This is a genomic window from Roseivirga ehrenbergii (assembly GCF_001593005.1).
Taxonomy (GTDB): Bacteria; Bacteroidota; Bacteroidia; order Cytophagales; family Cyclobacteriaceae; genus Roseivirga; species Roseivirga ehrenbergii.
In genome coordinates this window covers 160,341-181,791 of record NZ_LQZQ01000049.1, presented here as the reverse complement: position 1 = coordinate 181,791, position 21,451 = coordinate 160,341, and the positions used below count along the sequence as shown (strand labels likewise).

Here is a 21,451-nt window from a genome sequence, read left to right as displayed (position 1 = left end):
TACATGAAAAAAAAAGAAACCAAACGACTTTTTAAAATAATCCTCATTCTAGCCAGCATAGGATCGTTGTTTTTTGTGCCTTGGATTTTAGTATGGGCTTGGATACTACCTCTTCCAAATAGTGTACAAGACCAAGCCAACGAAGCCCTTGATCATGGATTTGAAGGGATTATCGTTTATGTAGACGAAGCCGGAAAAGCACCCGCATTTTATGCCGCTGGCTGGCACGACCGTGAAAAGAAAATACCGGCCTACCCACAAGCTTTATTCAAACTAGCTAGCATTAACAAATTATACACTGCTGTATCGGTAACAAAACTTACTGCTGATGGCCGCTTGTCGCTGGATAAAACATTAGCAGACTACCTTCCAGAACTCAATGGAAGAATTGAAAATGCCGATGCGATTACCCTGAGAATGATGGTGCAGCATCGAAGTGGAATTCCGAATTATACCGACACCCCGGATTATTGGGCGGCTCCAAAAGAAAGCAATAAGGAAAATCTAGATTTAGTGCTGGATAAACCCGCAAATTTCAAACCCGACACCGACTATGAATACAGCAATACCAATTACCTATTGCTCACCGAAATTATGGATAAAGTGTTGGGCTACCCTCATTTTCAGTTCATTCAGGAAGAAATTCTTAATCGACTTCAGTTAAAAAACACATTTGCTTCCATTAATGATGTCAATATAGAAAATGTAATGAGTGGCTATCATGTTGGGCACCCTTATGATTTAAAAACCGATAACCAAGGAATGTTGGCATCGGCAGAGGATGTGGGCATTTTTATAAGGGCATTGAACGATGGATCACTATTCGATGAAGGAGAACAGGAAATCTATTCGTCAATTTATGAGTATGAACACAAGGGCTGGGTACCTGGATATCAAAGCATTGCAAAATACAATAAAGACATCGACACGGTGATTATTCAGTTTACAAATACAACAGACCCCAAATTATACAACTGGAATTTGGCTGACATAATTTACAACCGCATTGTTAAGATCGTAAAGCGCGGAACAAACCAGTAATGCTTTGCATACCCGATTAAAAAGCAAGTCTATTTTTGAAGCCATAGTAAACACAAAACCTGCACTAAGATTTACATAATAAAGCGAATTGATGTATTATAGCGGCCTATCTAATTTTCAAATTATGGAAGGCAGTAAAACGCTAAATTATATTAAAGAGGTATTAAAAAATATGCCAGCAGATTGGCTAAAGTTAACTACCCATCGACTGGATATTTATGATGAATCAAAGGCTAAAACTCAATTTTTAGAGCAGTTTGAAGCCCTATTTAAAAGTGGTGATGCTTCAACTTCGGCATTAAATGCATTACCAACGGCATATGATTATATACGATTAGGTCATCCCCTATCTTGTGTATTAGAATGGGTAATAGCGCATTTGAATAACTTAAAACCACAAAATGTAATTAGTTTTTCTTCGAAAACGGCTCCTATTTTGGCCATTTTAAGAAAGAACTTACTGGCTCATAAAAACACCCAAATCAGTTATACGGGCGAATTACCCACTTACTTCGATACCGAGTTACTAAAAAGTGTCTACGGTTATCAGTTTGAATTGAATAAAGTAGAAAAGGCTTCAGAAGTTTCCGCCTTTGATGGCAGTACCGTTTTCATTTCTGAGCAAAATGAAATTTCTGCAATTGATTTTAACCCGAATATTGACTTTGTAGTAAACCTTCACGGTCAATTAGGAAGTGTAATATTAGCAGATGTAAAGAATGAAAACTACATCTCTGAAATTCAGCATGTAAGAAGAAGAGAAACTATTGCGATGACGCCTGCCAATTGCCTTGTGGCTTTAAGGGCACTAGTGGAGCAATCTTCTTTCAACATTCCGAAAAGTAATGTAGAAACAGACAAACAATCGGTTTTAAATTTACTGAAGAACATTACCGGCACAACCATAAAACCGCTCGTAGCGTCTAGTGGGCTTTCTATGCAATATGCCATTATGATGGGGCTCGTTCATGACGCGCTTGAAAACCATAAAGGAAAGGCCATCAAGTTTGTAGTGCCTCCAAATTGCTATGGTGGTACCAACGACCAAGCCAGACGCGTTGCAGCTTGCCTAGATAATGTAGAAGTAGTGGATTTACTCGTGGATGGAGATAATGACATGGTGCGAAGCATCGATTCCGTATTGGACAAAATTGCTCAGGAAGATGCCATTCCGTACATTATTGCTGAAATTCCGACCAACCCTAGGGTTGAAGTTCCCGACCTTCAGGCATTAAAAGGTGTTTTAAGCAAAGTGCGTAAAACTAGCAATGGAACAGACGCCATCGATTCAGTCTTCGTTTTAGACCAAACCTTTTGCCCTAATTTCCACTTTTTAGGCGAGGGCGAAATACTCTCAACCATGAAAGCCATTTCCTATGCCAGTGGGTCTAAGTTTCCTAGTGGTGGAAAATGTACCGCAGGTTACGTGGTTGGAAATAACAAAACTGCGGCCTTGATGGGGCACATAGAAAAACACCTAATACTTTGCGATAACGAAGCTACAGACCTTCAATATGAAATCTTAGCAAAGCAATTGCCTTCAATGAACCAGAGAATTATTGATGCTTATAAGAATACACGTGAGTTTGTAAACTTCATTCACGAAACGCTGCCTACTGCAAAAATCAACTTTGTGTCTGAAGAATTGGCTGAACAAGGCTTTATGCCATCTGTATTTTCATTAGACCTTCCTACCAAAGGGAATACTGCTGAAGAAAAAGAAGCTTATAAAAGGGCCTTGAATCATAAGTTAATCGACTTGATGATTACAGAAATTCCAAATGAGAGTAAATACTGTGTAAGTTATGGCCAGCTAAAAGGTTGTTACTGGACAATCCCTGCAACTTCCACCCAAGGAACAACCAAAGAAGGCGACAAGGATTATATTGCTCGAGTAGCACTTTCTGCTAATATGGATCTTGAACTCCATAAAAAAGTGTTTAAAGAGTTTGTAGATAGCATCTAAAAAATTGGGAGGTAATAAAAGCCTCCCTTTTTTCAATACAACACATAAGATAGTACACTGATTATCAGTATTATGACTCGCAATCAATAGTGAAGTATTATTTAAGTTATCTTACAAAGAATTAGCTGTCCGAAAGACTATGAAACTCCTTAGAAATTTAATCCCTACCCTGCTGCTTCTACTTTGCCTAACCAAAGTTGGGATTGGTCAAACTTATAGAATTCTTATCTCGAATGACGATGGAATTCAATCACCGCTGATCAGCACATTGAAAACCGAGATTGAGAAACTCCCCAATGTAGAAGTTGTAATTGCCGCTCCTGCCGAAAACCAATCTGGAAGTAGTCAGTCGACTAATAGTGGTCCTTTAGAAGTTGAAAAAATATTTAAAGGAGAGCAATTCCTTGGCTATGCGGTCAGTGGAAAACCTGCCGATGCTGTCAGGTTTGGTATTCGGGTGTTAGGTAGAGACAAACCATTCGACCTTGTAATCTCTGGCATTAACCGAGGCTCCAATGTGGGAGATGTCTCTCACCTGTCTGGCACCATAGGTGCAGCCATGGAGGGGCTTTATCATGGAATTCCCGCCATTGCCGTATCGCAAGAAAGCCGTGGAGTAAACACAGAAGCTACTTCCCGCTTTATTGCACAACTGGTGGCCAAATACCAAAAGGAGGATGCTCCAAAAGGGGTTGTCCTCTCGATTAACATTCCTGCTGGTGAACTTAAAGGCATTTTGGTTAAACCTATGGGAGACGCTTATTTAGATATGGGAAATTATGAATTGAAAAGTGAAACAGATAACAAAATGGTCTACAACCAAAAAATAGGGCTTGTACGATCACTGAATGAGCAAACCGACACTTATGCTTATCAAAACGGTTATGTCACCATCACTCCGCTTAAATTTGATTGGACGGCTTATGCGTTAATAGAATCCATTTCCAATTGGGGTCTCAAACTGGAAAAAGAATAAGGATACAACCAAGCTTGGTACTTACTTCCATTTCTTACCAAAAACGTATTGATTACTTACAAAAAAATAAAAAGCATGGGATTCAATATTGTATTGATTGAACCAGAAATACCCACGAATACAGGAAATATAGGCCGGCTAAGTTTGGCCTCTGGCTCTAAATTACATTTGGTAAAACCATTTGGTTTCGAACTGAATGATAAGCGAGTAAAAAGGGCTGGATTAGATTACTGGAAGCACGTTTCTCTCTTCATTTATGAAAGCATTGACGATTTCTATGCAAGAAATAAAGGGGGAGATTTTGTATATTTTTCAAGCCATGGTACTCAAGATTACTGCGAAATAGATTACAAGGACAATATGTTCTTAATTTTTGGAAAAGAATCAAGTGGTTTGCCAGAAAGTATAGTTTCGGAAAACACTAATTCAGTATTCAGTATTCCTATTTATAGTCCTCATATTCGAAGTTTAAATTTAGCCAACGCAGTGAGTATTGTGGTTTATGAAGGCATCAGAAATTTAAGAATGCATTAAAGGATAAACCTAAACTGTATACACAGAAAGCTTATAATATGAATCCATTCAACGATGTAATCAGCTATGATGACGGTTTTATGCCCGAAGAAGAAGCAAATGAGTTGTTCACTCATTTATTAGGGTATAGTGAACTCACAAGCATGATGAAAATGGATACTGTTAGCGGTGATTCTTTCAAATTTGGTTTTGGAAAAATGATGTTTATAGATCAAGAACTTCTAGAAGCAAATCAATTCCCAGAATCTACATGGGGGAAAACTATGCCTTGGTCTGAGCAGATGAAATCCATAAAAAAACGTATCGAAAAACGCACAAATCAGGAGTTTAGAACATGCGTTTGTATTTTCTACCCTGACGGAAATTCTGGGGTAGATTATCATTCTGACAAACCTGCGTTTGGGGATACCTCTGTAATACCTGCAATAAGTTTAGGAGAAGAACGCCAATTTTATTTGAGAAAAAATGAAACCTTGACAGAAAGCGCAATCACACTAAAACATGGTAGTTTATTGATAATGAATAAGGGCTGTCAGGAAAATTTTGAACATAGCTTACCAACAAACCCAATCTATAAAAACCCAAGAATAAGTCTGACATTTAGGAAATTCGGGAGATAAGACATCTCACTTCTGAAAGATTTCATTGATTTCACAACAACCAACAACCATTTCAGGTTGATATGTCAGCAGATGTTAAATAAAACCGCTGCGTTTAATTAAGTACATGAGAATACTACTCACAGGCGCATCAGGATACATCGGCAAACGGCTTCTCCCCATATTAGTTGAATCGGGTCATCAAGTTATCTGCTGTGTTAGAGACGTAAATAGATTTACCCCTCCAGAATCACTAAAATCGAAGATCGAAGTTATTCAGGTTGACTTACTTGACAAAGCTTCTTTAGACGCTATTCCTAAAGATATTGACGGTGCATATTATTTAGTTCATTCTATGTCTACTTCGTCAGACTATGAATCGTTAGAGAAAGAATCAGCCGTGAATTTTAGAGAGGCACTGAATAAAACTCAGGCAGCTCATATAGTCTATTTGAGCGGAATTGTAAATGAATCAGCTTTATCGAAACACCTTTCTTCGAGAAAAAATGTTGAAACAGAACTCGGAAAAGGAAATTACAACTTAACCACGTTAAGGGCTGGAATTATCATTGGTTCTGGAAGTGCTTCGTTTGAAATAATGAGGGATTTGGTAGAGAAATTGCCCATTATGGTTACGCCCAAATGGCTCAACACCAAATGTCAGCCTATTGGAATTTCAGATGTAATAAAGATTCTATCTCAAACCCTCCTTAACCCTAAAACATTCAACAGAGATTTTGACATTGGAGGGCCTGATGTACTTTCCTATAAAGAAATGCTCATTGAGTTTGGCCGCATACGCAACCTGAAGCGATATGTATTCACTGTCCCAGTTATGACACCCAAACTCTCCTCCTATTGGCTATATTTTGTAACCTCCACCTCTTACAAACTTGCCACGGCATTGGTCAATAGCATGAAAGTAGAAGTGATTTGCCGGAATGATGAGATTAATAAAATACTGGGAATACAGCCGCTAAATTACCAAGAGTCGCTGAAAAGAGCCTTCAGTAAAATCGAAAGAAACGAAGTAGTATCCAGTTGGAAAGATGCCTTTATAAGTAGTGATTTTGAGTTTAAGCTGTCAGATTTTCTCGAAGTCCCCACTTTTGGCTGTTTTAAAGATGTTAGAGAGAAAAAGCTCACAAACCGACCATCTTCCATTAATAAGATCTGGAGTATTGGAGGGGAAAACGGATGGTATTATGGCAACTGGCTTTGGAAGTTCAGAGGGTTCTTAGACAAGCTTGCTGGTGGTGTGGGTTTAAGAAGAGGACGCACCTCTGAAACCTCTTTAAACGCTGGCGATGCACTAGACTTCTGGCGAGTTTTGTATGCGAATAAAGAAGAAGGAAGATTGCTTTTATATGCTGAAATGAAATTACCTGGTGATGCATGGCTTGAATTCCGAATCATTGGAGACAAACTAGTTCAAACCGCCACCTTCAGACCCTTAGGTTTGTTTGGTCGGTTATACTGGTTCTCGGTGCTTCCCTTTCACGGGTTAATCTTTCAAGGAATGATAAACCGGTTAAGCACCTCTTGATGAATTGATATATTTAAAAGTTTTACCTAGCCTTCTTTCTTCCTTACATAAATTGTTTTGTGAACCTCACAAACCACATTTCCTTCTTCATCCGTCACTGTTAGATCAAAGTAATAATCTTTCTTACCAAGAGCCGTCACCTCTTCCTTTATCTGGGCTAAAAGTGGTTCGTTTAATTCAAACACGCACTTCACTGTTCCTTTGCCAGGTCTTTTAAATCGAATGGAGGCCGCTTTATCCCAAACAATATAATCACGCCCTAAGGTGTTCATCAGTAAAAGCATATAAAACGGATCGCACATTGAAGCTAAAGAACCTCCAAAATGTACTCCTACCAGGTTTTTGTTCCACCAGCGTAGTTTCATTTGCACTTCGGCCTTCATAAAATCGTCAGACAAGTAAGTGAGTTTAATACCCGCCCCCAAAAATGGAGGGTACCAATTGATCATTTTCACTTTTTGTTTTCGGGAAAGTAGTGGCATAATTTCTATTCTTTTTAAAAGGTGAAACGTGTTTTGTTCTGAAACGCTTAGCTTTGTACTTCAAATTTATCATAACAATTCATGACAGCAGAAATACAAACCGAAAAAGGGGTAATGAAAGTTGAGTTCTATGAAAAGGACGCCCCAAACACAGTGAAAAATTTTACTGACTTGGCTAAAAAAGGCTTTTATGATGGACTTACTTTCCATCGTGTACTTCCAAACTTCGTAATCCAAGGTGGTTGCCCTAATGGCACTGGTGCTGGTGGTCCTGGTTACAAAATCGATTGTGAATTAGATGGTGATAACCAATACCACGATCGTGGTGTGCTTTCAATGGCGCATGCAGGTAGAAATACTGGTGGTTCTCAGTTCTTCATTTGCCATAGCAGAGATAATACTGCTCATTTAGATAGAAATCATACTTGCTTTGGCAAAGTGGTTGAAGGAGTAGATATCGTTGATGAGATCCGTCAAGGTGATAAAATCAATAAAATCGTTGTACACGAAGATTAAATAAAAGCTCATTTCATAATAAAGCCTCGGTCTGAATACTCAAACCGAGGCTTTTTTGATTCTTAGAGGCAAGAAAAGACTACTTCAACTGCCCTAAAACAAGATTTCTATAGCCCATTAATGCATCTTGTGTTGATGATAAGTTATTCTTGAAGGCCTCTATATTTTTTGGTTCAATATCTAAAGTAGCATTGAACACATCTCTGTAATAATCTGCCCAAGTACTGATAATGTCTTTTTGTTCTGCTAGATCAGCCCCATTGGCAAGCGCTTCTTTACTTAATTTCAATTCGGCCTGCAAACGCATGGTAGCCGACATTGAAGCCTCATACAGCACCACATCAGCCAAACGATCACTGTTTTCAGTAAGCATTAAAGAGATAATCATCGCACCAATTCCTACATTCTTTAAAGTCACAGGCGATACTTTGTCTATTCTATCTTGGTCGGTGTGATAAAACTGATCGGTAAAGTGCCACAGCAATAGGCCCGGGATATTGGCTTGAAGGAATGGTGTATGATCGCTACCTCCTTCAAATGGGTTATAATTTACTTCCCAATTCTTTTTATCACCAATCATTTCGAAAACACCGATGGTCAGGTCGTTGAAATAATGAGGCTTCAATTGATCCTTCTTTAAAGGTCTTCCGCCCCACTCCGAATGCTTTTCCTTTCCTCTGGTCCAAATGGCTCCCGGATCAGGCATTTTTTCAATTAAGAAAGAACCGCCAGTGATGGCTGTGTTCTCTCCCACCATATCAAGGCTCATTCCCCATTTTATGCCTTTTGCACGTTCAGCGTCTTCTTGCACGTATCTACGAGTGGAAACAATTTCATCTCCAAATAAATAAGTAATGGTGCGTTCAGGATTTACCTTTCCGGCTTTAAAAAGTCTGGCCGTAGAAGAAGCTACTTCCCCCAAAGCCCCTACTCCGCTCGCATTATCGTTTGCGCCTGGCTCTTGCACATGGGCGCTGAATACAAAGCGTTCATCTGGCAATGTGCTTCCTTTCAACTCCGCCACTAATGTCAGTTCTTCTGATTCGTAAATTTTAGTCTCTAGGTTGATCTTCACCTTTGTTTGCCCCGCCAAAACAGCCTCTTTCAGCACTTCATGCGCCTTATATGAAAGTAACACACCAAAAGCTTTGGCTTCAGGGTCGTTAGGAATTCCAGTAAAAGAAATAGAATTCTGATGCTTTTCTGGCTGGTTATAACTTGGCAAACCATAAGTAATCACTCCAGCAGCACCATGCTTTTTCACTGCTTCATTAAAGGTTCGGCTAGGACTGCCTTCCGTCATTACCACCTTGCCTTTTAAGTCCATTCCGTTCAGACTTCCGGCAGAAACCTTTTCAACATACACCACTTCGTATTCCTTTTCGCCACCAGTGCTATACGAATAGGAAGCAATCATATTGAAATTGGTTTTAAGATTGAGCAACTCCTGATTTCCAATTTTCAAAGAGCCTGAAACAGGTTCCCAAGTAGGACGCGACATGGCTCGTTTCTCAATTCTATAGGTAAGCCGATCGGTAGATTTTGCATTTTCTTCTAATACATAACCCGCCTTTTTTAGCTTTTCTACTACATGGTAGATACTGTTGTTAAAACCTTCGTTTCCGGCCAATCGCCAGTATTGCTGCACGTAATCTACGGTCTGAAAAGCCGATTCTTGATTAAATTCGGCATCGGCCATGTTGTAGTAATTTTCTACAAACGAGTCTAACTGTTGGGCATTTGCCTGAAATACAGACAGCATGAGCCCCAAAAACAAAATCAGTGTTTTTTTCATTTTCAATTTATCAAATACCACTCTTGGTAAGGTTGTCTAATCAATAAAGCCCCAATCATCGAGCTTATTGTATATCTCTAAACAAATCCATGCATCGGTAGCGGCATAACGGATTTGCTTTTCGGTTAGCTGTTCTACTTCCCAATTAGAAGTTTGAGCAGACTTCGAAATACGAATTCCCATAATCATGCCTGCTAAGTTTCTTGCGCCTACATTTTCAGCACCAATATCAGCGAACTTCTTATTCAAATCTAAAAAGCCCTGTTGATTGAAAGGTTGCAAATTATTCAATAGGTTGAAATCGTCTTCCAAACCAATTCCAACTTTGGTAATATTAGGATTCTCCATAAAATCAACAATACAAGGCAAAAGCCCTGAATGTAATATTCTAAGCAGATATACCTTTTCGGGCGTTCCTATTTGAATAAGAGAAATTCTACGAATCTGGCCTTTTTTAAAGGTAGGTTTGGCCTCTGTATCAAAGCCTACTACATTAAACTGATTAATTTCATCCATTGCCTCCTGAATGGATTCTTCTGTGCTTGCAATGACCACTTTTCCTTTATAACCAGAAAGCGGCAATTCCATTAGCTCAGCCTTGGTTATTGATTTAGTAAAACTCATTCCGCTGCTGGTTCTTCTTCGGTCTCTTCAACTTTTGAAGGATCTATTTTTTTGATTTTAATATTGAGGTAAGCAAAAGCTATTGTCATCAATGGGCTTATTAAATTGAAGAAAGCGTAAGGTATATAAGCCCCAGTTGCAACACCCAATACGCTTGAATGATAAGCTCCGCAGGTGTTCCAAGGAATAAGTACCGAGGTTACCGTGCCCGAATCTTCTAAAGTTCTTGAAAGATTTTCTGGCGCAAGCCCTTTTTGCTTATAAATATCAGCATACATTCTGCCTGGCACTACAATGGCTAAATACTGATCTGATGCCGTACCGTTAAAGAATATGGTAGTTCCAGCTGTAGCGGTAACCAATGAGCCCGTAGAACTTACTTTTGAAATTACTGCGGCTGCAATTCGTTTTAATAAACCGGTTCTTTCCATTACTCCTCCAAAAATCATGGCCGAAATAATTAACCACACTGTATTTAGCATACCCGCCATACCTCCAGAGGTTAATAACTCATCCACCATTGCATTGCCTGTAACTACACTGATATCTCCGTAAAGAGATTTCATAATACCTACAAAAGTAACTTCCCAATTAGCACCTTCCCATCCAGCAACCGATGTAACTACTTCAGGTTGAAAAATCAACGCGAAAATAGCGCCCAAGAGTGCTCCAATCAGAATGGCCGGAATAGCGGGTACTTTCTTTAAAATCATTGCGATTACAGCCAAAGGCACTAAAAATAACCATCCGTTAATATTAAAACGTGAAGAAATGGCCGTTAGAATCTCACCCGTTTCGTTTATATCTCCACTTGCAGAACTGGTAAAACCTAAAATCAAAAACAGGATTAATGCAATGATAATTGACGGCACGGTAGTTAATGTCATGTATCTGATATGGGTAAACAAATCCGTTCCTGCCATGGCCGGAGCTAAATTGGTAGTATCTGATAATGGCGACATTTTATCTCCAAAATAGGCACCTGAAAGAATCGCCCCGGCAACCATACCTTCATTCAAGCCCAAAGCTTGACCTATGCCAATTAGTGCAATACCTACAGTAGCTGCGGTGGTCCAAGAACTACCAGTGGCCATTGAAACAACAGCACAAATAACACAAGCAGCAAAAAGAAAAATAGTAGGATTAAGAATTTGTAAACCATAATATATCATGGCAGGTACAATTCCACTCAAAAGCCATGTACCAGCCAAACAGCCAATCAACAGTAAAATAATGATGGAGGCCATGGCCGAACTGATACTTTTAACAATACCGCTTTGAATAGTGTCCCACTTAAATCCCAACTTAAGCGCCACCAAAGTAGCCACGCCAGCCGAAAGGATTAGAATTATTTGATTTGAGCCATCAAGAGAGGAATCTCCAAAGATTCTAACATTGATAAAAAGGGCTACTACTAAAAAGATAATTGGTATAAAAGCCTGAAAAAGAGTAGGCTTACTGTGAGTATTCGTCATAGTTCTTTTGAAGTCAGGATTTGAAGATAAGAAGATTTATTTTATTCGAGCATTAGAGATGCTAAACGCTGTCCAACTTTGCTTCCAATGGCAACTCCCATACCGCCTAGTCTAACTCCCAAAACAATATTTTCGCTGTGTTTTTCAACAATCGGTTGCTTGGTTTTTCCAAAAGCCATAATGCCTGCCCAAGCCATATCTACCTCGAAATTTTGGTTGGGAAGAATAATGTTCTTCAAATCTGATTTTAGTTTATCCAAGATCAATTCCCTCACCTCAAACTCGGTACTTTCTTCCCCCTCAATATCTAGGTTTCTTCCTCCTCCAAAAATGATTCTATCTTCATAATTACGGAAATAATAATAGCCTTCCTCGTAATGAAAAGTACCTTTAAAGGGGAGATTAACTATTGGCTTTGTTACCAAAACCACCCCTCTACCCGGTTTCAGTTCTGTTTCTGGTAATAATTTTCGGGTAAACGCATTGCTACAAATGGCCAGTTTTTTGGCTTTAAAACTTACCTGAGGTGTACTAACTGTTACGCCTTCTGAAGTTTCTTCAAAAGAAAGCACTTCACAATTAGTAAACACTTTAATGCCCAATTGTTGTGCGAAACTTTCGAGGGCTTTCATCATTTTACCGGTGTCGATTTGCGCCTCCAATGGGTTTTCAATAAGGGATTTAACACGAGCCTGATTAAATCCAAAAGTTTTGATCAGGTCATATCTTTCCGAATAGACCTTCCTATTAAAAATCGGCTTTAATAAATGATTTACTTTTTCAACAGCATCTAATGCCAATAAATCATTTTGAAAGAGCAATTCATAGCCTCCGTAATTTTTGAAGCCAATATTATCGTCACCTAAGCGCGAACGCAGAAGCTCCAAACCCTTCCAACGGAATTCAACAAGCTCTTGAACCTCTACCTCTGTCATTCCCTTCAAGTCATTCATAATTTCGGTAAGGCTACCAAAACAGGCAAAACCAGCATTTTTGGTGCTTGCACCAGTCGGGAAAGTACCCCGTTCTAAAATAGCTACCGACTGCTTTGGGAATTTCTCCTTAATGGCTACGGCTGTGGAAAGCCCCACTATTCCCCCTCCTATTATTATATGATCGAAATTTATAAATGATTGTCTTTCCCAAAAACTGAGCATATTCTGTGTATTTAAAGAAACTTGCCTAAATTAATTGAAAAATGTAAACCATGTTCGATCCCGCCCAACTCTTAGAAAAAGCAAAAAATTCAAAACGTCATTTATCACTTCTTAATTGGGGGCTTGCCCGAATGATTCCTTTCAACAAACCTCATGGAATTAAGATCGTATCTATTGGCGATAAATCAGTAAAAACTCTATTCCCCTACAAGCGAAGCAACTTCAATCATATTAAAGGCTTACACGCTTGCGGCTTAGCTACTGTATCTGAATTTACAACCGGTATTGTTTTACTTTCCACCTTAGATGCCAAGCAATACCGCATTATTATGCAGAAAATGGAAATGAACTATCATTACCAAGGTAAAATGGATTCGTTTGCTGAATTTTCTGTAACCGATGAGTGGCTAGAAAATGAAGTAATCCAGCCATTAAAAACTCAAGAATCTATCGTGGTGAATTGCGAAGTAAAAACGCATGATAGCGATGGCAACCACCTTACCACAGGCAATATCTATTGGCAAATTAAAGCATGGAACAAGGTTAAAACAAAAGCTTAACCACTGGTATAAAGGAAGTTTGCGACACTCTGGCTTTCATCTATCTTTCTCAAGATAAAAATTTGACAAGCCTTATGAAAAAGTTACTTCTTGCCTTATTAGTTACATCGGTTATTGTTTCCTGTAAATCCCCAAACACTTCCAACGAAGCGGGATTTATCACTTTATTAGGAAATGACACCCTTGCCGTTGAATCATTTACGAAATCGGATGATTTGTTTTCCGCAAAGGTCGTATTGCGCTCTCCTAGCATTTCTTTAAGAAAATACGATCTAACTTTTGCAAATGGCGACTTTTCAACTTTAGAAGTCACGGACTACGATCCTACTCAAGGCTTCAATGGCGCTGGAACTTTGGTTCAAAGAATGACCAGACAGCAAGACAGTTTGATAGTAGAGTCTGAAGGTAGAGAAGGAATGACCTCTAGAACAGTAGCTTTCGAAAAAGACATGCTTCCGTTTATAGATATGGTGCACTGGCCTTACGACTTAGCTTTTAATAAAGCGGTTCAAAGCCCTAACGATAGCATTAACCAAAGACTTTGGACAGGAAGAAGTTTTTCGACTTTTATAATCGCCAAAGAAGGAAGTGACAGCCTTACAATCCGTCACCCTTCTCGAGGAGTTATGGGTGTTGATATTCTTGAGAATGGAGACATTCAATTGTTAGATGCAGGGCTCACTACTAGAAAACTAAAAGTGCATAGAGTAAATACTGTAGACATAGACAAGGTTGCAGCCTCTTTTGCTGAAGCTGACAGAAATGGAAAAACCTTTGGCGAACTTTCTGGAGCTCCAGAAGAACACTTTGAATTTAAAGGTGTTGAATTTGAGGTGTCTTATGGTTCACCACAAAAAAGAGGCAGAGAAATATTCGGAGGAATTGTGCCTTGGGGACAGCTTTGGAGGACTGGTGCCAATAGAGCCACACATTTCAAGACCTCTAAAGACTTGAAAATTGGTGATCTTAATGTGCCTGCTGGGGAATATACCTTTTTCACGATCCCACAACCCGATGGCGGAACCTTAATTATCAACAAGCAAACTGGGCAAAACGGTCAGTCATATAACCAAGATCGTGATTTGGGACGTGTTCCAATGCAAATAAGTCAGCAAACAGAGGTTACAGAGCCATTCACCATTAAAGTAGAAGAATCTGAGAACGGTGGAGTTATTAAGTTAATCTGGGACCAAACAGTTTTCTCAATTGACTTTGTTATCCTCTAATGGATAGGAGGCCGAGAAATAAAAAATTAACAAAATTCAATATTATTTACACATTCAATTTTTCGGTTTTCACAAGCAAAACGAAGTTGTAAAATTACTAAAAGGGGCGCTAAGGCGCCTTTTTTTAATGATTTAGTAACGCTTACTATTTTGGAAAAGAATAATATTCTTTGTTAATTTAAATCGGCTCTTCAACCAAAAGCGCCAATTACTTGACCTAAACACCCGTGTGATGCAATCATTGAAGTTGAATCCCCTTTTTGGAGGTTTTTTCATGTTACGCAATAAAAGCCAGCGCTACAAAGTCAGCAAAAGCGATTTCTATGAAGGAAAGAACTTTTTAGCAAACCAATCCCGCCTCCTCAACCTTACTAAAAACCTAAGAAACACCAACGAATTAACTACGGATAAGAGTATCCGTTTTTACGGCATAAACTTTGGCCAGACGATTAAAGATGCTGTTCAACATTTGGGGAAACCAAATTATATTTCACGTAAGAAATCGGTATTAAAAAACCATAAAATACTCTTCTACAGAATCACTGTTTGTAATGTTAATTGTATATTACAATTCCATTTTTTAAAGGATGAGTTTTTCTTGGGTGTAATTGAGGTAAAAAACACTTCTGTTCAAATCCACAAAGAGATTACAGACTTAGTCCGAAAAAAATACAATGTAAAGCAAGAGGACTGGGTTGGAACTTTAATAGACAGCGAAGGCAATACCCTTGAAATTCAGGAAGGAATGATACAACGAATGACTTATTTTTCAGGAAGTCAGTCCATTCGAAATGAAATACAATCGCAAGTAGCAAAAATACATACATTAAAAGAAAAGCACGGTCAGTTGAATCATGACGTGATTCTTAAAATGATCTAAGAAACTTACACCTAAACACTACTCATTAAAAGAGCTGGGAGATTTTCTGGCTCTTTTTTCTTGCCCCATATTTGGGGAATGGTATTAAGCACCTATCTTTAACTTTCGGGAAAACACATTTTTTTGAATGAAAGCCAAAAAACGTAGAAGTACGCACTGTAGTAATTGCGAGAGTGCGTTGGAAGAAAGTTATAACTTTTGCCCTACCTGCGGACAGTCCAATACCGATAATAATATCACCTTTTCAATTCTGATCAGGGAGTTTTTAGATAATTACCTTGGGGTAGATTCAAAGATGGCTAATAGTATTATGCCGTTTTTATTCAGCCCCGGTAAACTCACTAACAGGTTTCAAGATGGTAAAATCAAGCATTTTATACATCCGGTAAGACTTTATTTAGTACTCAGTGTATTCTATTTCTTTGTTATTTCATACCTGCTCAGTTTCGATCTTAGAGAACTAGGTGATGATAGTTTTAGTATTCCCGCTAGGGCCGACATAGAGGAACTCCGCAACGACCCGGATTTTGCTATTCTTACAGATTCACTCAAAATAGAAGCCTTAAACGACTCGCTGGTGAGGCAATTTACTGACATAAGCAACTTCAACGTACTCTATGATTCCCTCGTAAGTAAGTATGATTCTGCTATTATAAATAGCACCCAAGTAACACTAAATGTAGTAGATCTTATTGCTACAAACGAGAATGAACATTTTCTTGATAAAACAAACCGATGGGCTAGAGATCGACACATGAGTGACGATGCTTTTATGGATTCATTAATGGGAGGAAAAGGTCGTTATAAGATTTTTAATATTACTGATACTACGAGCGGTGAAGATGCTCGACACCTTAAATCGCAAGTGAGAAAGGTTTTTAAGAATGAAGAAGGTTTCAAAGGCTTTATTCTTGGCAACCTTCCCATTATGATGTTTTTACTTATCCCACTTTTTGCGCTAGTACTTAAAGTAGTTTATGCAAGACGTAACCACCTTTATATAAAGCATATTGTACATGCGCTTCATGTACATTCCTTTGCCTACTTTATTTATGGCATCAGTTTATTAGTGATGTTCAAGCTATTGGTAGGTCACTCCGGGTGGCAAGTCACCGTTGGAATATTAACCTTTATTGGAGTAAGTACTTATGTATATATTTCCTTCTTAAATGTGTACAAACAAGGCTGGTTTAAAACCCTAGTTAAGTTTAACATTGTAGGCTTTATTTACATTATACTCTTACAGATTTTCTTCAGCTTCGAAATCTTTATGAGCTTCTGGTACTATTAATGAATAGCTTTTAAAGACTTGTAATTGGCTTCAATAATTTTATCGGCTAGTTCTTCGGTAATTGAATCAGAAATAAAGAGTGTTTCGAACTGAGATGGAGCCAAATAAACGCCATTATTAAGCATCTCTCTAAAGTATTTGCCAAACATAGTCGTATCACAAGTTTTCGCAGAATCAAAGTCGGTAACCTTCTGATCTGTAAAGAAAATACTGATCATGGAGCCAATTCTATTCATAGTATATGGCAACCCTAACTCATCAAGATTCTTCTGAAAACCTTCTTCTATTCGCTGAGTAATTTTTGCCAAACGATCATACAAACCACGCTCACTCTTAATGAGGTTCAGCATAGCTAAACCAGCAGCCATTGCTACGGGATTTCCTGAAAGTGTTCCAGCTTGATAAACTGGCCCTACTGGAGAAACAAAATCCATTATTTCTCTTTTGCCGCCATAAGCCCCCACTGGCATTCCACCACCAATAATTTTCCCTAAAGTGGTTAAATCGGCTTGCACATCAAAAACACCTTGTGCTCCTGACTTTGACAAACGGAACCCAGTCATCACTTCATCAAAAATGAGGATAATTCCATACTGGTCACACAATGTTCTCAAACCTTGTAAGTAGCCTTCTTTAGGTAGAATACAACCCATATTTCCAGCCACTGGCTCAAGAATAATTGCCGCAACCTCATTCCCTACTCTATTGAGTAAATCTTTGACTTTTTCGAGGTCGTTAAAAGGAAGGGTAAGTGTATCCGCTGCGGTTCCCTTGGTCACTCCCGGACTATCTGGAGCTCCCATCGTCATTGCTCCAGAACCTGCAGCAATCAAAAATGAGTCACCGTGACCGTGATAACAGCCTTCGAATTTAATAATCTTATCTCTACCCGTGTACCCTCTAGCCAAGCGCACGGCCGACATGGTAGCTTCGGTACCAGAGTTCACCATTCTCACTTTTTCAATGGAAGGAAACATACTGCAAATCATTTCCGCCATTTCTATTTCAGCATTGGTAGGTCCACCAAAAGAAAGCGATCCTTTCACTGCTTCAATTACAGCTGCTTCAATTTTCTCATTGGCATGACCGAAAAGCATTGGTCCCCAAGAATTAATAAGCTCAATAAAAGCGTTATCATCCTCATCGTACATGAACGCTCCTTTTGCTCTTTTAATAAAAAGCGGGTTTCCTCCTACAGATTTAAAAGCACGAACTGGAGAATTTACACCACCTGGAATAGATTTTTGAGCTTGGTCAAATAGCCTTTGACTGCGAGAACTGTTGAGCATGAGAAATTAGTTATTTGATTTTTTTACTTTCGAATCGACCATTCTTAAGATCGGAGTATACCTATTGTCGTTTGAGAGCTGATAGCTAAAGCGCTCTGTTAATTCACCTGGTACCGTTTTTACGGTTTTTAACCCTAGTTGAAAGTACTTACCATATTGATTTAGCAATCTGCCATAAGTAACCATAATATCGTAACCGATGTAGGCATCGCCTAGTCTGTCTTCTTTTTTAGGTACCGCAGAGAACCTTTTTAAATAGCGTTCCCTAAACTCCTTTACGCTCGCTTTATCATAATCAATCCAGTTAGAGCCTGTAAATACAGCTTCTACCCTTTCTAATTGTTGAAACGAAATGGATTGTTCTGAACTTAACCAGCGAGATGAGCCTACATAATAGATGGTATCTTCTCTAGCATCTATACCACTAATTACACTTGCAGAGAGCGAAGGGATATCGGAAGCGATAAAGATATGACCAATACTATCGGGCATAATACCCAATTTTTCTTCTAGAAAATCATCTCCAGAGTACTTCTCCCATTTTTTTACGCCAGCATTTAAGAGTGAGTCCATTTCAGCAACCATTCGAGCACGCCTAGCAGAATCTTTATCAACCTTGACTTTCTCTACCAACATTTGCTGAATTTTGGCTGATTCATTTGGCCTTACCATTTGTTCAATTACCACATTGAATGTATCCTTTTCTATCAACTTTCTATAAAGTTGAGCCCTTGGCTTATCTGCTTCGCTGGCATAGAATATCGCCACATTCTTATTCTTAGTCAGGTATTTTCGGGCATATTCTGCTGCACTAATGGCCAAAGACTCGTTGCTCGGGTAATACAGAAAAGCAAATGGGTTATCGATCAAGATTTCGCCATTCGAAGATAACGGGTTAATAAAATTGATCTTATTCTCTTTGGAAAACCTAACTACTTCACCAATTGGTCCTGGGTAAGCAGGACCAACTATTAAGTCTAGTTCTTTAAGCTTCGGATCAGCCAAAATAGCACGGGTTGTTGTTGCGCTCGTTTTGGTATCGAAGGTCATCAAATTGATATTGATGTTTTCTTCCGCCAACTTCTCTAAACCTAATTTCATTCCTTGGAGAAAACGAACAGGCCAATCATTCATCATTCGGACTAGACTGATAGAGTCTGATCCGTATTGAAAAGGAAAAAACAAACCAATGTTATAGACATCCTTTTTAGGAGAGAAATCTACTCCGTCAATATTTGCTTCGGGATTAATTTTGAAAGTAGTAATGAGACTATCAATCAAAACAAAGTTTCGATCCATCACATTTTCTGAAAGTAACGAAGTCAATAAGTTAGAAGCAATAATAGGATCTGGATGGTCTTTAAGCAAAGACTTTAACTGATCTCTGTCTTTTAACTTAGCTAGGTGCTCAATCTTAAGAACCTCAATTTCTTCCTTGAAATTATCATCATTTATCGATGCTAAACGGTTCAATCCAGTTTCGAACTCTCCACTTTCTAAAGCAATTTTGGCCTGCCAAAAATTAATCTCATTGGCCGACTCTGACCAATTTGGATACTTCTCTTCCAACTGTGCGAATAGCTGTTGTGCCATTGCTGCATCACCTGAATGATAAGCCGAAATGGCTTCGTAAAAACCAGCATACCTCACTAAGTCATTATCCTGATCGAGAGCAGTGATTTGCTTAAACCTCCCCATTGCCAAAGCATACTGATCTCGGTCCAACAAAGACTTTGCTTCGTCAAACATGGATTTAATATCTTGAGCGAAGGCTGAAGAACCAACAAACAATAAGAAGGTTAATACTATAAAACAGCGAGTCTTAATTATCATGTTTATTCCCATTCTATCGTAGCCGGTGGTTTAGAACTGATATCATACACCACTCTGTTTACTCCTTTTACTTGATTGATAATTTTATTCGAAATATCCTGCAAAAACTCATACGGTAAATTACACCAATCGGCTGTCATACCATCTACACTGCTTACTGCCCTAAGTGCTACCACTTTTTCATAGGTACGCTCGTCTCCCATTACACCTACCGACTGAACTGGGAGTAGCATTGCGCCTGCTTGCCATACATCATCGTACAAACCTGCTTCTTTTAAGCCATTGATAAAGATGTAGTCCACTTCTTGCAGGATAGCCACTTTTTCAGCGGTAATATCTCCCAAAATACGAATACCTAAACCTGGCCCTGGGAAAGGGTGTCTGCCTAGAATATTTGGATCGATCTCTAAAGTTTTTCCTACAAGTCTTACACCGTCTTTGAAAAGCGTATTCAACGGCTCAACTACTTTCAAGTTCATTTTATCGGGTAAACCTCCAACGTTGTGATGCGACTTTATTGTAGCCGATGGGCCGTTTACCGAAACAGACTCAATAATATCTGGGTAGATGGTGCCTTGGCCTAACCATTTTACGCCTTGAATTTTCTGTGCCTCTTGATCAAAAACTTCAATAAACACTCTACCGATGGCTTTACGTTTTCCTTCAGGATCAGAAATTCCTTCAAGGGCTTTGTAGAACTGATCTTTGGCATTAACGCCTTTTACGTTTAAGCCCATTCCTTTGTACGACTCTAAAACGCTTTCAAATTCGTTCTTTCTTAAAAGTCCGTTATCAACAAAAATACAATGTAGATTTTCGCCAATAGCTTTATGAATAAGTACGGCAGCTACCGAAGAATCAACACCTCCTGAAAGACCAAGCACTACTTTATCATTTCCTAGTTTTTCCTTAAGCTCAGCTACAGTAGATTCTACAAATACATCTGGTGTCCAATCTTGACTGCAATGAGCGATATGCACCACGAAATTTCTTAACAGCTCTTTCCCTTCAGTAGAATGGGTTACCTCTGGGTGAAACTGAATTCCGTAGGTTTCTTCATTACGGATTTTATAAGCGGCTACCTTAACACTTGGTGTGCTGGCAATTATATCGAAGTCTGCTGGCAGGTCGGAAATGGTATCTCCATGCGACATCCACACTTGTGAACCCAAATTGATTTCTTTCATCAAATCGGAATGCATGTCTACATGATTCAATTTAGCACGACCATATTCTCTGATTTCGGAAGGCAATACATTGCCTCCAAATTTCTGAGCCATAAGTTGAGCACCATAGCAAACACCTAATAAAGGCAATTTACCTCTGAACTGACTAAGGTCTAAATCAGGGGAACCTGCATCTCTTACAGAACAAGGACTCCCTGAAAGAATGACTCCTTTAATGTCGTCTGTAATGGGTGGAATATTATTAAAAGGGTGGATTTCGCAATAGACATTGAGTTCTCTTACTCTACGGGCAATTAGTTGAGTGTACTGAGAACCGAAATCCAGAATAAGTATCTGTTCAGCCATGCGCAAAAATAATACTCAAGTCGACTAATCACTAATAAATGACAAGTAATTGTGTCGCATCTTTTAAGTAGAAAAGATTAAGATAAAGATGAACCGTCCGTATTGCCAATTGGAAACAACTTCCATAAC

19 protein-coding genes are annotated in these 21,451 nt (G+C 38.9%); 11 read left to right on the top strand and 8 right to left on the bottom strand.

Going from position 1 to position 21,451, the window contains the following annotated elements:
- Nucleotides 1-3 precede the first annotated feature (3 nt).
- The 6 genes from MB14_RS15230 (at nt 4) to MB14_RS15205 (ending at nt 6,662) form a co-directional block, all read left to right on the top strand.
- The gene (locus MB14_RS15230) at nt 4-1,041 is read left to right on the top strand and encodes a serine hydrolase domain-containing protein (RefSeq protein ID WP_062593080.1); all 1,038 of its coding nucleotides are present in this window, start codon (nt 4-6) and stop codon (nt 1,039-1,041) included.
- A 124-nt stretch (nt 1,042-1,165) separates the two neighbouring features.
- Nucleotides 1,166-3,007: a PLP-dependent aminotransferase family protein gene (locus tag MB14_RS15225; RefSeq protein WP_062593446.1), complete on the top strand. Its 1,842-nt coding sequence runs from the start codon at nt 1,166-1,168 to the stop codon at nt 3,005-3,007.
- 139 nt (nt 3,008-3,146) lie between these two features.
- Nucleotides 3,147-3,983: a 5'/3'-nucleotidase SurE gene (gene surE, locus MB14_RS15220; protein WP_062593078.1), complete on the top strand. Its 837-nt coding sequence runs from the start codon at nt 3,147-3,149 to the stop codon at nt 3,981-3,983.
- A 75-nt stretch (nt 3,984-4,058) separates the two neighbouring features.
- The gene (locus tag MB14_RS15215) at nt 4,059-4,517 is read left to right on the top strand and encodes a tRNA (cytidine(34)-2'-O)-methyltransferase (protein ID WP_062593076.1); all 459 of its coding nucleotides are present in this window, start codon (nt 4,059-4,061) and stop codon (nt 4,515-4,517) included.
- A gap of 38 nt (nt 4,518-4,555) precedes the next feature.
- Nucleotides 4,556-5,137, top strand: a complete 582-nt coding sequence (locus tag MB14_RS15210) for an alpha-ketoglutarate-dependent dioxygenase AlkB (protein WP_062593074.1) — start codon at nt 4,556-4,558, stop codon at nt 5,135-5,137.
- Nucleotides 5,138-5,243: 106 nt separating this feature from the next.
- Complete coding sequence (locus tag MB14_RS15205; protein WP_062593072.1) at nt 5,244-6,662, top strand: SDR family oxidoreductase; 1,419 nt, start codon at nt 5,244-5,246, stop codon at nt 6,660-6,662.
- 26 nt (nt 6,663-6,688) lie between these two features.
- Here the strand turns inward: MB14_RS15205 and MB14_RS15200 are convergent, their stop codons facing one another.
- The gene (locus MB14_RS15200; protein ID WP_062593070.1) at nt 6,689-7,144 is read right to left on the bottom strand and encodes a DUF4442 domain-containing protein; all 456 of its coding nucleotides are present in this window, start codon (nt 7,142-7,144) and stop codon (nt 6,689-6,691) included.
- A gap of 81 nt (nt 7,145-7,225) precedes the next feature.
- Here MB14_RS15200 and MB14_RS15195 point away from each other — a divergent pair, with 81 nt between their 5' ends.
- Complete coding sequence (locus tag MB14_RS15195) at nt 7,226-7,660, top strand: peptidylprolyl isomerase (RefSeq protein ID WP_053221870.1); 435 nt, start codon at nt 7,226-7,228, stop codon at nt 7,658-7,660.
- A gap of 79 nt (nt 7,661-7,739) precedes the next feature.
- On the opposite strand, the gene MB14_RS15190 is transcribed toward MB14_RS15195, so the two are convergent.
- From MB14_RS15190 to MB14_RS15175, 4 genes are read right to left on the bottom strand one after another with little or no spacing between them, the layout of a single operon-like run.
- Nucleotides 7,740-9,455, bottom strand: a complete 1,716-nt coding sequence (locus MB14_RS15190; protein ID WP_062593068.1) for a M28 family peptidase — start codon at nt 9,453-9,455, stop codon at nt 7,740-7,742.
- Nucleotides 9,456-9,491: 36 nt separating this feature from the next.
- Nucleotides 9,492-10,079: a 3'-5' exonuclease gene (locus tag MB14_RS15185; protein ID WP_062593066.1), complete on the bottom strand. Its 588-nt coding sequence runs from the start codon at nt 10,077-10,079 to the stop codon at nt 9,492-9,494.
- Nucleotides 10,076-11,554 (bottom strand): Na+/H+ antiporter NhaC, encoded by a 1,479-nt coding sequence (gene nhaC, locus MB14_RS15180; RefSeq protein ID WP_062593064.1) that lies wholly within the window; start codon nt 11,552-11,554, stop codon nt 10,076-10,078. Before nhaC ends, MB14_RS15185 begins: the two co-directional genes overlap by 4 nt.
- Nucleotides 11,555-11,595: 41 nt before the next feature.
- Complete coding sequence (locus tag MB14_RS15175; protein WP_062593063.1) at nt 11,596-12,711, bottom strand: NAD(P)/FAD-dependent oxidoreductase; 1,116 nt, start codon at nt 12,709-12,711, stop codon at nt 11,596-11,598.
- A gap of 50 nt (nt 12,712-12,761) precedes the next feature.
- Here MB14_RS15175 and MB14_RS15170 point away from each other — a divergent pair, with 50 nt between their 5' ends.
- The 4 genes from MB14_RS15170 (at nt 12,762) to MB14_RS15155 (ending at nt 16,668) form a co-directional block, all read left to right on the top strand.
- Nucleotides 12,762-13,271 (top strand): DUF4442 domain-containing protein, encoded by a 510-nt coding sequence (locus MB14_RS15170; RefSeq protein ID WP_062593061.1) that lies wholly within the window; start codon nt 12,762-12,764, stop codon nt 13,269-13,271.
- A 74-nt stretch (nt 13,272-13,345) separates the two neighbouring features.
- Nucleotides 13,346-14,497 carry a DUF2911 domain-containing protein gene (locus MB14_RS15165; RefSeq protein ID WP_062593060.1) on the top strand — a complete coding sequence of 384 codons (1,152 nt, stop codon included), beginning with the start codon at nt 13,346-13,348 and terminating at the stop codon, nt 14,495-14,497.
- Between the two features lie 274 nt (nt 14,498-14,771).
- On the top strand, nt 14,772-15,377 hold the full coding sequence (locus MB14_RS15160; protein WP_132643963.1) for a hypothetical protein: 606 nt from the start codon (nt 14,772-14,774) through the stop codon (nt 15,375-15,377).
- Between the two features lie 127 nt (nt 15,378-15,504).
- Complete coding sequence (locus tag MB14_RS15155) at nt 15,505-16,668, top strand: DUF3667 domain-containing protein (protein ID WP_062593055.1); 1,164 nt, start codon at nt 15,505-15,507, stop codon at nt 16,666-16,668.
- On the opposite strand, the gene hemL is transcribed toward MB14_RS15155, so the two are convergent.
- Genes hemL through guaA form a run of 3 tightly spaced genes read right to left on the bottom strand, consistent with a single transcriptional unit; the run spans nt 16,665 to nt 21,322 of the window.
- Nucleotides 16,665-17,957 (bottom strand): glutamate-1-semialdehyde 2,1-aminomutase, encoded by a 1,293-nt coding sequence (gene hemL / locus MB14_RS15150; RefSeq protein WP_062593053.1) that lies wholly within the window; start codon nt 17,955-17,957, stop codon nt 16,665-16,667. The genes MB14_RS15155 and hemL overlap by 4 nt on opposite strands.
- 6 nt (nt 17,958-17,963) lie before the next feature.
- A complete protein-coding gene (locus MB14_RS15145) occupies nt 17,964-19,790 on the bottom strand; it encodes an ABC transporter substrate-binding protein (protein WP_157716602.1) in 1,827 nt (608 codons plus the stop codon).
- Nucleotides 19,791-19,792: 2 nt separating this feature from the next.
- Nucleotides 19,793-21,322, bottom strand: coding sequence for a glutamine-hydrolyzing GMP synthase (gene guaA, locus MB14_RS15140; RefSeq protein ID WP_062593049.1), 1,530 nt, complete (start codon nt 21,320-21,322; stop codon nt 19,793-19,795).
- Between the last annotated feature and the right edge of the window lie 129 nt (nt 21,323-21,451).

Excerpts from the sequence above, each read along its gene's own strand:
- MB14_RS15145 (WP_157716602.1), bottom strand. The coding sequence starts at position 19,790 with ATGATAATTAAGACTCGCTGTTTTATAGTATTAACCTTCTTATTGTTT.
- MB14_RS15200 (WP_062593070.1), bottom strand. The coding sequence starts at position 7,144 with ATGCCACTACTTTCCCGAAAACAAAAAGTGAAAATGATCAATTGGTAC.
- MB14_RS15215 (WP_062593076.1), top strand. The coding sequence starts at position 4,059 with ATGGGATTCAATATTGTATTGATTGAACCAGAAATACCCACGAATACA.
- MB14_RS15195 (WP_053221870.1), top strand. The coding sequence starts at position 7,226 with ATGACAGCAGAAATACAAACCGAAAAAGGGGTAATGAAAGTTGAGTTC.
- hemL (WP_062593053.1), bottom strand. The coding sequence starts at position 17,957 with ATGCTCAACAGTTCTCGCAGTCAAAGGCTATTTGACCAAGCTCAAAAA.
- MB14_RS15160 (WP_132643963.1), top strand. The coding sequence starts at position 14,772 with ATGTTACGCAATAAAAGCCAGCGCTACAAAGTCAGCAAAAGCGATTTC.
- MB14_RS15190 (WP_062593068.1), bottom strand. The coding sequence starts at position 9,455 with ATGAAAAAAACACTGATTTTGTTTTTGGGGCTCATGCTGTCTGTATTT.
- MB14_RS15155 (WP_062593055.1), top strand. The coding sequence starts at position 15,505 with ATGAAAGCCAAAAAACGTAGAAGTACGCACTGTAGTAATTGCGAGAGT.
- MB14_RS15165 (WP_062593060.1), top strand. The coding sequence starts at position 13,346 with ATGAAAAAGTTACTTCTTGCCTTATTAGTTACATCGGTTATTGTTTCC.
- MB14_RS15185 (WP_062593066.1), bottom strand. The coding sequence starts at position 10,079 with ATGAGTTTTACTAAATCAATAACCAAGGCTGAGCTAATGGAATTGCCG.
- MB14_RS15170 (WP_062593061.1), top strand. The coding sequence starts at position 12,762 with ATGTTCGATCCCGCCCAACTCTTAGAAAAAGCAAAAAATTCAAAACGT.
- nhaC (WP_062593064.1), bottom strand. The coding sequence starts at position 11,554 with ATGACGAATACTCACAGTAAGCCTACTCTTTTTCAGGCTTTTATACCA.
- surE (WP_062593078.1), top strand. The coding sequence starts at position 3,147 with ATGAAACTCCTTAGAAATTTAATCCCTACCCTGCTGCTTCTACTTTGC.
- MB14_RS15175 (WP_062593063.1), bottom strand. The coding sequence starts at position 12,711 with ATGCTCAGTTTTTGGGAAAGACAATCATTTATAAATTTCGATCATATA.
- MB14_RS15230 (WP_062593080.1), top strand. The coding sequence starts at position 4 with ATGAAAAAAAAAGAAACCAAACGACTTTTTAAAATAATCCTCATTCTA.
- MB14_RS15225 (WP_062593446.1), top strand. The coding sequence starts at position 1,166 with ATGGAAGGCAGTAAAACGCTAAATTATATTAAAGAGGTATTAAAAAAT.
- MB14_RS15205 (WP_062593072.1), top strand. The coding sequence starts at position 5,244 with ATGAGAATACTACTCACAGGCGCATCAGGATACATCGGCAAACGGCTT.
- MB14_RS15210 (WP_062593074.1), top strand. The coding sequence starts at position 4,556 with ATGAATCCATTCAACGATGTAATCAGCTATGATGACGGTTTTATGCCC.
- guaA (WP_062593049.1), bottom strand. The coding sequence starts at position 21,322 with ATGGCTGAACAGATACTTATTCTGGATTTCGGTTCTCAGTACACTCAA.